The sequence below is a fragment of the Streptomyces sp. NPDC107581 genome, from assembly GCF_055657175.1.
In genome coordinates this window covers 1-13,501 of sequence record NZ_JBVKBH010000026.1, presented here as the reverse complement: position 1 = coordinate 13,501, position 13,501 = coordinate 1, and the positions used below count along the sequence as shown (strand labels likewise).

12 protein-coding genes and 2 pseudogenes are annotated in these 13,501 nt (G+C 67.5%); 2 read left to right on the top strand and 12 right to left on the bottom strand.

Features of this window, described 5'->3' with window-relative positions; all coding sequences use genetic code 11:
- Window position 1 precedes the first annotated feature (1 nt).
- Window positions 2-850 (top strand): inositol monophosphatase family protein, encoded by an 849-nt coding sequence (locus ACZ7P3_RS40025; RefSeq protein WP_472089462.1) that lies wholly within the window; start codon window positions 2-4, stop codon window positions 848-850.
- Between the two features lie 298 nt (window positions 851-1,148).
- Here ACZ7P3_RS40025 and ACZ7P3_RS40020 read toward each other — a convergent pair whose 3' ends face one another.
- From ACZ7P3_RS40020 to ACZ7P3_RS39970, 11 genes and pseudogenes are all read right to left on the bottom strand, one after another.
- Window positions 1,149-1,544 carry a hypothetical protein gene (locus tag ACZ7P3_RS40020; RefSeq protein ID WP_472089460.1) on the bottom strand — a complete coding sequence of 132 codons (396 nt, stop codon included), beginning with the start codon at window positions 1,542-1,544 and terminating at the stop codon, window positions 1,149-1,151.
- A complete protein-coding gene (locus ACZ7P3_RS40015) occupies window positions 1,541-3,628 on the bottom strand; it encodes a hypothetical protein (protein WP_472089458.1) in 2,088 nt (695 codons plus the stop codon). Before ACZ7P3_RS40015 ends, ACZ7P3_RS40020 begins: the two co-directional genes overlap by 4 nt.
- On the bottom strand, window positions 3,619-5,448 hold the full coding sequence (locus ACZ7P3_RS40010) for a hypothetical protein (RefSeq protein WP_472089456.1): 1,830 nt from the start codon (window positions 5,446-5,448) through the stop codon (window positions 3,619-3,621). Before ACZ7P3_RS40010 ends, ACZ7P3_RS40015 begins: the two co-directional genes overlap by 10 nt.
- Window positions 5,433-6,092: a hypothetical protein gene (locus ACZ7P3_RS40005; protein ID WP_472089454.1), complete on the bottom strand. Its 660-nt coding sequence runs from the start codon at window positions 6,090-6,092 to the stop codon at window positions 5,433-5,435. Before ACZ7P3_RS40005 ends, ACZ7P3_RS40010 begins: the two co-directional genes overlap by 16 nt.
- Window positions 6,093-6,245: 153 nt before the next feature.
- Complete coding sequence (locus ACZ7P3_RS40000) at window positions 6,246-7,106, bottom strand: hypothetical protein (RefSeq protein ID WP_472089452.1); 861 nt, start codon at window positions 7,104-7,106, stop codon at window positions 6,246-6,248.
- Window positions 7,107-7,237: 131 nt separating this feature from the next.
- Window positions 7,238-7,351: pseudogene (locus tag ACZ7P3_RS39995) on the bottom strand (Ku protein); the annotation flags it as partial.
- Between the two features lie 43 nt (window positions 7,352-7,394).
- Window positions 7,395-8,297: a hypothetical protein gene (locus ACZ7P3_RS39990; protein ID WP_472089450.1), complete on the bottom strand. Its 903-nt coding sequence runs from the start codon at window positions 8,295-8,297 to the stop codon at window positions 7,395-7,397.
- A gap of 10 nt (window positions 8,298-8,307) precedes the next feature.
- Window positions 8,308-9,002, bottom strand: a pseudogene (locus tag ACZ7P3_RS39985) (IS701 family transposase); the annotation flags it as partial.
- Between the two features lie 196 nt (window positions 9,003-9,198).
- Entirely contained in the window at window positions 9,199-10,005 is an 807-nt protein-coding gene (locus ACZ7P3_RS39980; protein WP_472089448.1) for a hypothetical protein, read from the bottom strand.
- A 19-nt stretch (window positions 10,006-10,024) separates the two neighbouring features.
- Window positions 10,025-10,360: a hypothetical protein gene (locus tag ACZ7P3_RS39975; RefSeq protein WP_472089446.1), complete on the bottom strand. Its 336-nt coding sequence runs from the start codon at window positions 10,358-10,360 to the stop codon at window positions 10,025-10,027.
- A 263-nt stretch (window positions 10,361-10,623) separates the two neighbouring features.
- Window positions 10,624-10,842, bottom strand: coding sequence for a hypothetical protein (locus ACZ7P3_RS39970; RefSeq protein ID WP_472089444.1), 219 nt, complete (start codon window positions 10,840-10,842; stop codon window positions 10,624-10,626).
- A gap of 143 nt (window positions 10,843-10,985) precedes the next feature.
- Between ACZ7P3_RS39970 and ACZ7P3_RS39965 the strand changes: the two genes are divergently transcribed.
- The gene (locus ACZ7P3_RS39965; protein ID WP_472089442.1) at window positions 10,986-11,756 is read left to right on the top strand and encodes a class I SAM-dependent methyltransferase; all 771 of its coding nucleotides are present in this window, start codon (window positions 10,986-10,988) and stop codon (window positions 11,754-11,756) included.
- 189 nt (window positions 11,757-11,945) lie between these two features.
- On the opposite strand, the gene ACZ7P3_RS39960 is transcribed toward ACZ7P3_RS39965, so the two are convergent.
- Window positions 11,946-13,373 (bottom strand): hypothetical protein, encoded by a 1,428-nt coding sequence (locus tag ACZ7P3_RS39960; protein ID WP_472089440.1) that lies wholly within the window; start codon window positions 13,371-13,373, stop codon window positions 11,946-11,948.
- Window positions 13,374-13,501 lie beyond the last annotated feature (128 nt).

Below are 13,501 nucleotides of genomic sequence, written 5' to 3'. Positions count from 1 at the left end.
GATGGACTACGTGTTCGATGCCCCTCCCGTTGATCGGGAGCTTCTGGACTTCGCTGTTCGCCTGGCCGGTCGTGCCGGGCAGATGTCGGCGCAAGGTTTCTTCAGCGATGACTGGCACAGCCGTCTCAAGGAGGACGGCACCGAGGTCACCGAGATCGACGTGGCGGTTGAAGAGGAGATCAGGGATGAGCTGAGCCGGCGGGTGCCGGATGACGGGATCTTCGGAGAGGAAGGAGGTGCGACCGGCGGGTCATCGGGACGGCGTTGGATCATCGACCCGATCAACGGCACGAAGTTCTTCACGCACCGGGTACCGCTGTTCGCGAATGATCTCGCCTACGAGGACGAGCACGGTCCGGCTATCGGTGTGATCAACATGCCCATGAGTCAGCAGATGATTGTGGCGGGTCGTGGTATGGGCTGCTGGGTGCTGCCTGGCCCGGAGCCGGACTTGCGGTTCGGCCGCCGTGCCCGGGTCACGGAGCGGACCGCTCTGGGAGGGGCGAGGACGCTGATGCACAATCCGGCTGGATGGCCCGAGGAACTCCTTTGCGCTCTTCACCGCCGGGTTCTTCTGGTGCCCTCGACCGGCATGATCGTGGCCCTGGTGACGGGCCGGGCCGATGCCGGCGTCATCGCAGGTCCGCCGATGGGCTATGAGGACGTCGCTTCGATGCCGGTCATCGTCACAGAGGCGGGCGGCCGGGTGACCGACCTGAGCGGAACGGCCGTACTGCAAGGCGACATGTCGGTGCTGGTCACCAACGGCCGGCTGCATGAGGGGTTCTTGCAGTTGGTGAAGGGCCTGCCGCGCAGCCGGGACTATCGGGCTCTCGACGAGAGCGAGTAGTACGGCGGACCGCGCGACAGGACGGCGGCGTTCGCGCGAGTAGGCCGACGGGCAGGTCCGCGACGTGCCCTCTTCAAAGTGAATGCGCTGCTCCGTCCGCCTGGCGACGGCAGGGTTTGTGCGTCGATCACGGTCATGTCGGAGGCCGTGTTGCGGCCGGCCTCCCTTGCGGGAGGCCGGCCGCGGCCGTTTCGGGTCCGGCCGTCGAGTCCCAGTGCCAGCCGCACCATCGCCCGTTCGGCACTGGAGCCAAAACAAGTGCTTACAGACATCCGGTGAGCCTGCGCGATCGCGGCAGTCACGTAGTGCCTTCGCCCCTGGGGTTGATGACGGTGACGCCGCTTCGGGCTTCCAGCACTGCGTGCAGGGTTGCGTTCTCCACGGTGAGGCGCCGGATGTGGTCTTCGTAGATGTGCAGATGGCGGGTGAGGTTCTCTTTTTCCTGCCGCAGGCGGGCGATGACTGCTCGGTCGCTGGTGGCGTCGTGCGGACGTGGCAGGGTGGCTGTTTGGCGGGCCTGCTGCGTCTTCAGGCGGCCAATCTGGTCAGGGAAGTCGCGGTAGAGGCTCTGGCGGTTGACCTGCAGACGGCGGGCGAGGGCGGAGATGGTGACCTGCTGCCCCTTTTCGGTTTCTTGCAGAAGGGTGTCGACGGCGGCCTCGACGACTTGAGGTGTCAGGGTGTGCCGTCTCATGTGTGCACCTCTTGACCGCCGGTGGGCAGGGTCTTGCGTAGGAAGGCGTCGATCTCGTCGCGGAGGCGTGTCAGGCGGTCGCGGACGAGAGGTGCGAGGGCGCCACCGCGCGCCAGCTGGGTATCCAGCAGGGCGAGTTGGTCGTGCCAGGCCGCCCTGTTCGGCTCCGTAAAGGCGGCGTTTTTGCAGGCCAGCGGCTTGCACCCGGGCAGGGACGGAGAGTCTGGGGCTATGGCCGGTGGTCGGCAAAGGCGCCGGTCAGGGTTGTCGCTGCAGGTGACGAAGGTGCCGGGGTAGATCTGCGGGTCGTGGCGGTTCATCAGTTTGTGCATTTGCGCATCGTCGGGTGTCTTACCCATGAAGCGGATCCGGTCACCGAACTGCTCCAGCCGTGCCGCCGCCTCCGTTGCGGCGGGGCCACGAAGCTGGTGGTGTTCGTGGCCGTCAACCATGGCGGCCAGCCGCTCGCCGCGAGCGAGGGCCTGTTCCTGCTGCGCTTCGGCCCTGAATCCGGAGCGCGAGGTGCCGGCATAGCCCTCGAACATCTGGATCGACAAGTGGCGGTACTGGATGGCGCCGGCGATCGTGCCGCCGGGACGGCGGGCGATGAACCACGCCAGGGTGCGCCGGAATTGGCTGGTGCACAGGATCCACTGGCGTCCGCTGACTGGTGGGATGGCGTCGGCGCGGACGTGATCGGCGCAGTACGTGTTGATCCACCGGACGAAGTGCCGCAGGTCGGTGTTGGTGCAGGTCACCGCCTTGGCCCGCCGGGCGGTGCGGTTGAAGTGTCGCGAGGTGCGCGGGATGGCGAACAGTCGCTTCTGCCGCGGGCCTTGGAGGTGTTCGAGCACCTCGATGGCCTTGGTGACCGGCGCTCCGACGATCCACGTTGCTTCGACTCCCCACGGCGTTCCTTCGCCCTTGAACGCCTGGCTGGTCACTCGATAGCGGCTGATGCGACCGCTGGTGTCGGTTTCCTTGGACAGGCAGCCGCGGCGCAGGTGCTTGACCTCGCTGTCGCGCATGCCGGACAGGTAGGCGATGACGATGTAGGCGGCCGTGTGGAGCAGACGGACCAGGTTTTCCGTTTCCCGCACGTCGATGCGGTCCTGCCAGGGTCGTCCGTCGAGCTGGCTGTCGAACGCGGTCCACAGGTAGGCGGCATCCGCAACACCGACATCGTCAGCGGCCGCGTCGATCAACTGCCTGGCGCCAGGTTCCAGAACGCTGCGCTGCGTGCAGGCGATCTCGCGGGCCAGGTGACGCATATTGATGCCGCGGTGACCACTTGTTCCTCCGGGCAGCGGCCGGCCGGCCGCCCGATAGCGGTTCAGGAGGGCGGCGAGCCGGGCGCGGGCTCCCCGGCCGTCCGCGGGAACGCGGCAATGCGGGCGGGTATGCAGGGCGGTCCACTCGGCCAGCCCGGCCAGGATGTCGTCGGAGTAATCGCTGACGAACCGCAGGGCCCACACCAACAGCGGGCCCATCACTGCCTCCGGGATACGAGGGGTGATGTTCTCCCGGCCGCGTCGTGCGCTGCCGCCCTCGATCCAGTCGTCGATCAGCACCGGATCCAGCGGCAACCGGCCGCTGGCCGACAGGGCGTCGCGATAGAGCCAGAAAAGCCGCACCACGCGACGCTTGACGTCCCGCCGCTCGATCGCGCCGCCCTTGGCGATCAGCCGGTGGTTGTAGCGACGGAGCATGTCGGGGGTCAGGGCGCTGATGGATTCGGCCCCCTCCTCGTGTGCCCAGGCCAGAAACTGCCGCGTCGCGTCGAAGTGGTGGTGGACGGTGACGACACTCAGTTTGGTGAGGCCAGGGGGCGGCTTCCGGGTCAGCAGGGCGTAGAAGAGATCTTTCGCGACCGGGCGGAAGACGGCTGGGAGGCTCGGGAAGTGGATCCTGATGCGGGCCGCGTGATCCTGCAGGACGGCCGGGGTCAGGTCCCAGGTGTCGTCGCCGAAGCGCGACGTCGCCTGGCGTGTCGCGCCGTTCCGCAGCGGGCGCCGGCCCAGGACGAATGCGTCGGGCCTCACCCCGACGCTGGCGTCGATTGCAGCGGTGGCGGTCAGATCCATGCTTCCTCCTGCGGACCCTCCAGCAGGTCCAGCACGGTGCTGGAGGGCTTGTCACGCGCGGAGGTCTCCAGTTCGGCCGGGGTGAAGCGGGGCAGGATGTCCTCGGTCAGTGCAAGCCACGCCTGGCCGAAGCGCTGCCACCACAGCTCGCGGTCCATCCCCTCCCAGCGGGCGGCCAGGTAGTCCAGCAGTGCCAGCTGCGCGGGGAGGTGGTCGCGGGTGGACAGAGCGTTGCGGCAGGCAAAGCACTGCAGGAACGAGGCCGCACACGGCCCCGAGTTGAACGGGCTGTCGTGGTAGTTGGTACAGGTGGTGAAGGCGGCTTCCTGCCGCCCGTCGGTAACGGCGGCCTCTCGGATAGTGGGCAGGACGGTGATCGTCCTGCCCTGCCCCTCGGCCAGACGCCGGTGTTCGGCGCGGGCCGCGGCCTCGGCATCGGCCAGTGACACGCTGACAATGTCCGCGGCCCAGTCCTTCACCACAGGGTCGCCGCTGAGGTAGTTCGTGAACAGCACGTCCTGGGAGTTGGTGCGTGCTGCGGACGGCAGATGGCCACCCGTGGCTCTCGTGTAGCGGCGGTCCTCAGTGGTCTTGAGCCGGTTCATGTCCAGGACGAGCCCGTCGATCGCCGCGAGCTCCGGCTGTGCGCGGGCCCAAGCCCGTAGTTTGAGCGCGCGTCCCAGGCGGCGGGCAAACGGGTCAATGTGCCCGCAGGTCTCCCTGTTGTGGCCGCGGTCGCCAGCCCAGATCGACCACAGGCGCTCGGACCTGCTGAACTGACGGCCTCTGCGTGTCAGCCGCTCGATGAACAGGTAGTAGCCGCCGGCCGTGGTGAACCGCTCACTGTCCTTGCCGATCTCCACAGTCATTTCCTCGATCCACCGCGTCGCACCACGCCGCCGTTTGACCACGTCGAGGACCACGGCCCGGTCTTCCAGGATGCGATGCCGTGAGGGCAGTTCCTTGATCGTCTCTCCGTTCCAGCCCGTGGCCAGAACGCCGAGTACGAGCAGCGGCGCGAGATCCTGGTTGGTCAGGAACAGATACCGCGCGTACTCGTAGCGGATTGTGTTGACGGGCTTTCCGCTCAGCCCGCCTACCGGGCAGGGCACCCGTCCGGTACGGACCATGACATCCAAAAAGGCGCCCAACTGCCGGTCGGCATCCGGCAGCTTCTCCGGCGCGGTGCGGAAGCTCTCCAGCAGGTTCTCCCCGGCTTTGATGCGGCGGGCGATGCTCACGGCCTCGGCTCGCGCGCACTTCAAAATCGCATCCCGTGTGCCGTCGTCGTACCCGGGCACACCGGCAACGGCTCCGCGATCAACCAGCAGGGGCTGGGTGAACATCGCGCTGACCTCTGGCCGCAGCAGATGTACGCCAGGCATCCGCTCCAACAGCCGCAGCACGGCCCGCAGGTCGTTCACTACGCCCAGCGGCTGCACTGTCCGACTACGCTGCAGCCGGAACCGCTCCAGGTGCGAAGGCCGCAATGCCGCGACCGTGCGTGGCGGATGGGGCAGCGTCCCCAAGAAGCGCAGGAAGCGCTGGAGAGAGCCCCACAGACCGTCTGCCCCGGCCCGTGTGGTCAACGTGCCCGTCGTGCCGGCGGTACGAGCCGCCAGGGCGTGCGCCAACTCCACGTGCCACTGGGGCAGCGGCAGACCGGCGAACCGATACAGCCCAACCCGGCCGTCACGGCCCTCGAAAACGACCCGCACCCCTTGCTCATCCACGCTCACCCGGGACGCCGGACTGTAGAGTCCCTGCGGCTGCGCCGCGCTCACGCCCGGCGCCGTGGCCGCCGTCACGCGCGCGCCCATCCCAGGACCTCGCCCAGGTCCTGCTGGTATCCGGAGTCCAAGTCCTCCCAGCGGTTCGGCACCAGGGCCATCCGGGTCTCCATCTCCAGCTGTTTGAGCGTGTGCAGGTAGATCAGCGTGGTCTCGATCGACACGTGACCGAGCCGAATACGGACCCAGTCCAGCGGATCGCCCCAGATCAGCGTGTAGTGGCGGCGCTGGTGCTCGTTCAACTCGCTCAGCGCCCGCAAATGGGCTCGCTGCAGCTGCTCCAGCGTGATTACGGCGAAGCTGTGCCGCAGCGCATGCGGATGACAGTGGATCTTCACTCCGAGGGCCCGGCAGCGCCGGCTGGCCTCGCGGAAGACGTACTTCCACGTATGCAGCGTCAGCGGCATGCCCTCCTCGGACAGCCACAGGGCGGCTGGCTCAAGGCCCCGCCCTGCATCGACCAGCAGCCGGCGACGCTCCGCTGGCCGCAAGTCCTCCAGCTCCCGCCAACGGCCCCACGAGCGCACCCGGGGCCGGGCCGGGTCCTCAATCACCAGAGCGTCGCGGATCCGCTCGTACCGGCCCGCCGCCTGGCCCCGTTCGAGTGCCTGTAGGTTCTCGTTTCCGATGTCCTCTGGCGCGCCGCTGACCAGCAGTGATGCAGCTTGTCTCACGCGGTGTCCCCGCCGGTTCGTCTCACTTCCGTGTCCTTTTCCGCGCCGTCCGGCGGCAGTTGAGACAGGCCGCGTGGCTTTGACCTGGGGTGTCTCACTCCGAGGCCAGACGAGGGACACCGCTCGTGAGAAAAGGACGTCGGGAACGAGAACCTACAGTGCCTCCGCCCGGTCGATTTCGATGTAGTCCATGACCGAGCGCAGGGTGCCGTCGGGCACGTACACGTCGCGGGCGGACCCGTACTTCGCGACCGAGTCCGGAAGCCAGTACCGGTAGTAGGCCCGCGAACCGTCCCGGTCGGGCACCTCATAGAGCGTCAGTGACGCCTGCTCCTCCAGCCGCAGCCCCGTGCGGATCATGTAGTCGGTGAACGCGGCGTTCCGCGCCGCGCACCGGCCCCGGAAGGCCCGATCGCGCAGCCCCGAGGGCAGATAGCCCCGCACCCCGACGTCGCGGAAGACCCGGTAGGTTTCCGGCGGCAGCCAGTCCAGCCGATGCCGCCGGGCATCCGGGCGTTTCTCCGCCACCACCTCGCTTCCCGACCCGCGAGCCCAGCCGTGTGCGCTGCGGAGTCCGCGGCTGGGGCGCTGCTCGATCGGGCTGGAGGCCACGAGTCCCTTACGCACGGCCCACTTGTAGAAGCCGTCCACCGTGGCAACCTCACGGTTCCACGTCGTCCCCTTCACCCGTGGCCCGGCCGGATCACGGTTGCGCCAGACCTCGTAGACCTGTCGATCCGTAACCGTCGCGTCCTTCCAAGACCGCGGCCGCGACTTCAGCCCCGATGCGGTGTACTCGACGACGCCTGGTCGGTGGTGCCAAAGGAAGTTCAGGAACCCCTTCATGTCCCGGGCGAACGCCAACTGTGTGTTCACCGGGCTGCCGAACAGGGCCGGTGATCTGCCGTAACCATTCAGCCCCATGTCGTACTCACCGGCCGGGCTGATCAGGAACGGAGTCCCGTCCGGAATGCCCTGCGCATCAAGCCACTTCTCCATGCCGACCGCCGACACCAGCTCAACCAGGAGAGGACGAGGCTCACTTGGCATGGGACGATGCCGCGTCGTCACCCCCAGCCGCCACTGCACTTCCACATGCGGAAGAACGACCAGCCTATGCAGTGGTCACTGTCCAGCTACGCATAATGAAGGACCAGGACGTCGTCGCGGACCCGGAGCAGACCGAGCCGCTCGCGGCCGGACCACGCGTACTTCACGGCGGCCACCTTGGCTGAACGGCCAAGCGCCTGCACGAGTATTGGTAACTGCGGCTAACAGAACCTGCGGAATGAGGGGCCAGGGTTACCTGTCTCTGTAGAGGTCCTCGTCGGGCTCCCAGTTCACGTAGAACTCTTCCACGGTCACGTCGAGGACGAATTCCTCAGCAAAGTCTCCGAGCTCCCATAGTTCCTCGCTCTCGACATCGAGGTCGCAGGCGGAACAGGCGAAGACGTAGGGCGTGAAGACCACGACGGGCTCAGCCGTCTCGTCGATATGGGTGTCGCCCATGAGCCAGCCCTTCGAGCCGCAGGCCGGGCAGGGCCTCTCTTCGTCCGCCTCCATGTATCTCGGCGACTGCCGCGTGATCGTCGCCAGGACGATCTCGCGCTCCTTCAGTGTCAGGTGTCCGTAGCGCTGTTCGTAGAGAGTTCGCGCCCTGGCGAGCTTGCCCTCCAACTGGATGCGGACGGTCTTGACCTGTTCCTCAATCAGCCTGTCGTGCAGCGAGATATAGCTGCCCCAGTAGACCTCCGGGTCGATCTCCAACTCGGTGAGCAACGGATCGATCAATCGAAGGCAGGTGGTGAAGACGGTCTGGACCTCGGCGATGTCATGGATACCGCTGTGTGCGACGCCGTTGCGGGCGTTCGCGACTGGCATCAGGGCCCGCTGGTCGACCGGGATCTGCTTGCGAAGGATCTTGTGCACTCGGGCATGTGCTTCGACCAGGCCGATCGTCTTCGCGCGGCTTACCGGAGCGGACGCGTGCGTGCCGTGGCCGGTGGCATGAAGCAGCGAGTCGAAGTCCTTGGCTTCGACTATCAACGCCGGGTGAAGCGACGAGAGGTAAGCCTTGAGCAGGTGTTCGGCCGCGATCCCGGCGTGGTGAACGGCGAAGTCGTAGGAGTCGGCCCCCTGAGAGAACGCCGTGAGCGCCGCTGTCATCCACCTATGAGAGGAGAGCTTGAGCTTTTCCGCATGCATGGGCTGGACTCTAAGCCTGTTGGAACCGCGGTCGAACGCGGTTTTCGTCCCTAGCTCCGAGGGTGCGGTCGACGGTGAGGAAGGCGTGGGCGGCGGTGACCAGGTTGGCGTGGTGGTGCCAGCCCGGCCAGGAGCGGCCTTCGAAGTGGTCCAGGCCCAGGCCGTGCTTGAGTTCGCGGCAGTCGTGCTCGATGCGCCAGCGGATCTTCGCCAGGCGGACCAGCTCCGGGATCGGGGTGTCGTCGGGCAGGTCGGACAACCAGAAACGGGTCGGTTCATCCTCGCTGTCGGGCCATTCGGCCAGCAGTCGTACCTCGGGCAGGACGCCGTCCCATCGGCCGTGCCCGGCCACCGCGGCTGCCTGGGCCAGCCGACGCGGACGTACTCCGGCCGGCCGGACCCTCACCGCGAGAAAGCGGGAGGCCATCGGACGGCGGGAGCCTTCCCGCCAGGTCACCTCCTTGAAGGCTCCCGTCCGGCGGCCGCGGCCAGTTCCGCCACCGCCATTGGCGGCTGCCGGTAGCGGGGAACCGGTCGGCGGCCGTTCCCCGACCAGGCTGGGGTATCAGGGACTGCGTCATGCGGCTGGACGATCAGATCGCCGCGGATGCCGACCACGTACGCGTGTCCCCGCTCGGCCAGGGCGGCACGGAAGTCCGCGTTCTGGCCATAGCCCGCATCGGCCACCACCTGGTGAGGGCCCCGGTGGCGAAGGCGATCGGCTGGGGAAGTTTCGTGGCCCTCAGCGTCATGACGCTGTGCATCGCACTGCTGGCGGTCATCGTGACGCTGATGACGTGATCAGTCAGCGTGTATGAGGACGAGCGGGCTGCACATCGGCAGTATGCAGCCCGCCCGCTCCCACAATGATTCACCGTCGCGGCGCTCTCGGCGGGAAGTGTCAGCAGTTTTCGCTGCGGTGGCACAGCTCCGTGGCCCACTGCTCCAACGGGCCTTCGAGGGCGAGATTGTCGCCGCGGGCCACCGTCTGGAGCAGCTGGGCGCATACGGTCGCTTCGGCGGCGAGGCTGGCCTGGCTTCCGAGGACAGGGAAGACAGCACTGACGCGGGCGGCGGTGTCCGACTGAAGCAGCGTGTAGGCGTAGAGGGTGGCGGCGTCGAAGCCTTCTGGAGCGCGACCCCATCCCTCCCAGTCCAAGAGCCGCAGAGGCGAGGCGATGCGGTTCGCCCGGTGCACGTCGGAGTGGGCGGTACTCCAACGGGCCACGGCGGGCGCTGGGATGCCGACGAATTCGGGGATGGCCCGCTGCATGTACTGCTGCCGTACGGCGACGCGGTCGGTGCTGACGGCCGCCACCTTCTCCAGCGTCCCGGCGAGGTCGTTCCACCAGGAGTCCGGTAGCAGGAGGTCATGCTGGAGGATCGGGTCGTCGGACAAAACCGGCTCATCCACGCGCACCGACAGCTCCGCCCGGTAGGCGGTGCCGTCGTGGACGGCGTCGTGGACGGCCAGGAGGGCGGGCCGGCGCCCGTCGAGGTCCCCGAAGACGTGCTGGGCATCGAGGGCGCCGTCCCGCAGCTTCCCCAAGGCCTTGTCCTCCGGGGAGGACACGAGCCGTAGCCACGCAGGTTGCCCGGTAGCGGTGCAGGCCGGGGCACCCAGGGTGCGCCCGGCCCAACCCCAGAACTCCCCGCCCGGCTCAGTCTGCACGTCCAGGACCTTCGCGGCACGGGCGTGGGCGCGCATGCGCTGTTCGGTGTCCGGGTCAGGGGGAGGCGAGTACACCAGTGATCTCCCACAACTTGGTGGCGGTCAGGGAGGGTTGGGCAACGGCGTCGGCCGCCTGACTCCAGTGTGACGCATGGGAGGCGGCCAGGGCGCGGCGCTGTTCTTCCTCGCGGGCGATCTGCTGTGCAAGGACGGCGCGGTCGATATACGGGTCGACGGCGTCAAGGACCAGGCGCTGCAGCTCGGCCGGCTTCAGGGCTTCTACCTCCCACTGCACCGGGTGCTCGATGTCGAAGCCGTAGCGGCGGGCGAAGGCCGGCCACCGCGGGTCGCCGCGCTTGTGCTCGGCCGCCGGCAGCCTGTACGCGCGCATTTGGTCGTAGGTGAGCAGTACTGGTGAAGAGGCAGTGTTCTGAGCGTGCACTATTCAGCGCTCATAGTGCCCCGGCCTCTGGCAGATCCAACCCGCTCGGGGTAACAGACAGTCGTTCTGCGTAGGCTCCCGGCCAGCGCCACGCAATCGTCAGAAACCGTCTTGGAAGCTTCAAGGCAAAGCCCGTGCGGCGGATCCCTGTACGCAGGTGGGGATGGTCGCCGCCGAAACCCGAGCGGGCTGCCGCCCATCGCCGCAGCCTGCTATGCACCGATCTCGCGCAGCAGCATGTCCATCTTCATGCACGGCCACGGAACCCCGCAGGTTTTACAAACCGGATCTGCACCTTCCGCAGGGGGGTGCTTGTCGACCCATTCAGCCCGCGTCACCCAATGGTGACGATCGTCTGGATCATCCCCACTCCCCATCAAGGAACCCGCCGCCCAATTCTTCAATGCGGCGTACTTCTGCTCGGGGGTCATGAATGACCCTCCTTCCCTAGACCAGACACACGCGCCCAGTATGGGCGTTATGGTGCGATTACGCTCGTTTTACTGGTGAAGAGGCAGTGTTCCGACCTTGCACTATTCGGTGCGGCGGGCCCGCCTGGCTCTAGGCTGCGACGATGGAACGCGCAACCGACATACCCGAGAGCTTCGCCGATTCTGCGGAACCGGCCCGGGTGAACGACTACGACAGTTTCGCCGAGGCGTACGCGGCGGAGAACGAGAACAACCTCGTGAACGCGTACTACGAACGGCCCGCGATGTTAGCCCTCGCCGGAGACGTGGCTGGCCACCGAGTTCTGGACGCCGGCTGCGGCTCGGGCCCACTGACCGCCGCACTACGCGACCGCGGCGCGGTCGCCACCGGGATCGACGCCAGCGCCGGGATGCTCGCACTGGCCAGGCAGAGGCTCGGTGATGGCGTAGCCCTGCACGTGGCCGACCTGGGTGACCGCCTGCCGTTCAAGGACGGCGCGTTCGACGACGTGGTCGCGTCGCTGGTCCTGCACTACCTGCAGAACTGGGGGCCGACGCTGGCCGAGTTTCGGCGAGTACTCAGGCCCGGCGGTCGGCTGATCGTGTCCGTGGATCACCCGGTCACGGCGTACACGTTCCGGGACCCTAGGCCCGACTACTTCGCGACCACGAGCTACACCTTCGACTGGATGCTCGGCGGGAAGTCCACCCCGATGCGCCTCTGGCGAAAGCCGTTGCACGCAATGATCGACGCATTCACAACCGCGGGCTTTGGTCTGTCCGTCATCAGCGAGCCGCAGCCTGACCCAGCGGCCCGGGCACTGTTCCCCGACGGCTTCGACGACCTTTCGACCAAGCCCTGCTTCCTGTTCTTCGTCGTCGAGGCGCTGCCGTCGGTCACTGGCCCGGAGTAGCGAGTCGAGGCCGCTGGAGACGTCGAGGTCGCCCAGGTGAGATGACGTCATGCCTGAGCAACCGTGCCACCTCGCCTGGGCCCCTCCCTCGGCGGCAGGAGGGGCAGGGCTATTGCGTTCTCAGCGGCCTCACCTGCCTAAACGGCGCTCCCGCCGGGACTGGGGAAAAGGCAGTGTTCTGGCCTTGCGCTATTCCTTGGAGTCGGTGCTCTCGCAGGCTGAGAGGTAGTCCGCCCAGTCGTCCTGCACGAACCGGGCCCACCGGTGGGCGGTGCTGGCGCCAACGCCGAACAGGTCGCTGACCACGATCGGCGGGAGCTCGGCAACGACTTCGATCATTGCGGTGTTGCGAGCACTGATGTTGGGCAGGCCGTATTGCTTCATGCGGGTATGGACCCATCCCGCGCTGCGGGATCGGCTGGTCGGTCGGCCGGGCAGGAGGAAGCGCGGGCCGTCCCCGGTCGGCTCCCCGAGCATCGACACGTGTTCTGGCCGCTTGATCTGTTCTTCGATGAGGCGGGCGAGCTTGGGCGGCAGCAGGACAGGGTTGCGGTCGAAGGTGAGGTAGGCACCCGTCTCGTCCGTGTGGAACCGGTCCGTGGTCAGGGCGACGATGCGGGTGACGGGCTGGCCATAGAGCCTGACCAAGGCTCCGACGACGCGTACTTCGAGTGGCAGCGAGTCGTCGTTGAGGCAGCGTCGAAGTTGTTCGTAGTGCTCCTCGTCGGTCTGGAATCGCGAGGCGAAGGTCTTGGCTTCCTTCGGGAGCACGATTCCGCTGGTGAGGCGGCGGGCCAGGGTCCAGCGGATGAACGCGCCGACTCCCCGGCGCCGGGTGGGATGGGTGGTGAGCCAGAGGTCGAGGTCTTCCTGGGCGAGGGTGCCCAGGTCGAGCTGGCGGGCGTCGAGCCAGGTGAGGAACATGGCAGCGGTGCGGATATCGGTCCGGTCACCGGTAGCCGCGCCAGCCGTGTAGCGGCCGCGGGCCGAGCGGCGGCGTGCGTCGCGAAGAACCTGCCACTCGGCGAAGGGCCGGATGATCCGGGCCTGGTGGACCGGCAGCGCGCCGGCGAAGTCGTGCGGCCAGAGCTCAAGGCGGATCAGGGTCTCCTGCTGCCGGCGAGGCAGGACGCCGGTGGCCACCAGGGTCTCCCGGACGTGGCGCGTGTTCCTGTCCTGGGGCAGCCCGTCCAGCAGTTCGTGGGTGATCTCGGTGTGCTCGGCGGCGAGCGTAGCCATCAGCCTCGCCGAGGTGCTGTGCTGGAGCCAGTGGATCACTGACATCGGCCTCGCGGTCGAGGCCAACGCGTCTGCAACGGGCTGGAGTTGAGCACTGACGGTGATTTCACCGTCTGGGCTGAGGAGGTCCCTCACCCGGTCGCCGGCAACGCAGCGGGTGCAGTTGCCGTCCGCGTAGATGTCGCCGGGGAAGCCGCAGCGACGGCAGGCGACATCTAGGTCGTCGAGGCCGCAGCAGGGTCCGCAGAGGCCTCCGCCGTTGGGGGTGCGGCCAACGGAGATGCGCGTGGTGCGGCAGCGCGAGCAGGGTATGGGGTTGCGCGAGCGGCGCGAGTAGCAGCCTGTGCAGAGCGGGCCGACGGGCCAGTTAGAGGTCATCTCATTTGGATTCTTCGGTAGCCTGCTTGCGTGGGGATTGTTGAACGGCTGGTGCCGGAGGAGTTGTGGGAGCTGTTCCAGCGGGTGGTGCCGGAAGCGCCTTCCCGACCTCAGGGAGGCGGCCGGCG

Excerpts from the sequence above, each read along its gene's own strand:
- ACZ7P3_RS39975 (WP_472089446.1), bottom strand. The coding sequence starts at position 10,360 with ATGCGCGCGTACAGGCTGCCGGCGGCCGAGCACAAGCGCGGCGACCCG.
- ACZ7P3_RS39970 (WP_472089444.1), bottom strand. The coding sequence starts at position 10,842 with ATGACCCCCGAGCAGAAGTACGCCGCATTGAAGAATTGGGCGGCGGGT.
- ACZ7P3_RS39965 (WP_472089442.1), top strand. The coding sequence starts at position 10,986 with ATGGAACGCGCAACCGACATACCCGAGAGCTTCGCCGATTCTGCGGAA.
- ACZ7P3_RS39990 (WP_472089450.1), bottom strand. The coding sequence starts at position 8,297 with ATGCATGCGGAAAAGCTCAAGCTCTCCTCTCATAGGTGGATGACAGCG.
- ACZ7P3_RS40010 (WP_472089456.1), bottom strand. The coding sequence starts at position 5,448 with ATGGGCGCGCGCGTGACGGCGGCCACGGCGCCGGGCGTGAGCGCGGCG.
- ACZ7P3_RS39980 (WP_472089448.1), bottom strand. The coding sequence starts at position 10,005 with ATGCGCGCCCACGCCCGTGCCGCGAAGGTCCTGGACGTGCAGACTGAG.
- ACZ7P3_RS40015 (WP_472089458.1), bottom strand. The coding sequence starts at position 3,628 with ATGGATCTGACCGCCACCGCTGCAATCGACGCCAGCGTCGGGGTGAGG.
- ACZ7P3_RS39960 (WP_472089440.1), bottom strand. The coding sequence starts at position 13,373 with ATGACCTCTAACTGGCCCGTCGGCCCGCTCTGCACAGGCTGCTACTCG.
- ACZ7P3_RS40025 (WP_472089462.1), top strand. The coding sequence starts at position 2 with ATGGACTACGTGTTCGATGCCCCTCCCGTTGATCGGGAGCTTCTGGAC.
- ACZ7P3_RS40020 (WP_472089460.1), bottom strand. The coding sequence starts at position 1,544 with ATGAGACGGCACACCCTGACACCTCAAGTCGTCGAGGCCGCCGTCGAC.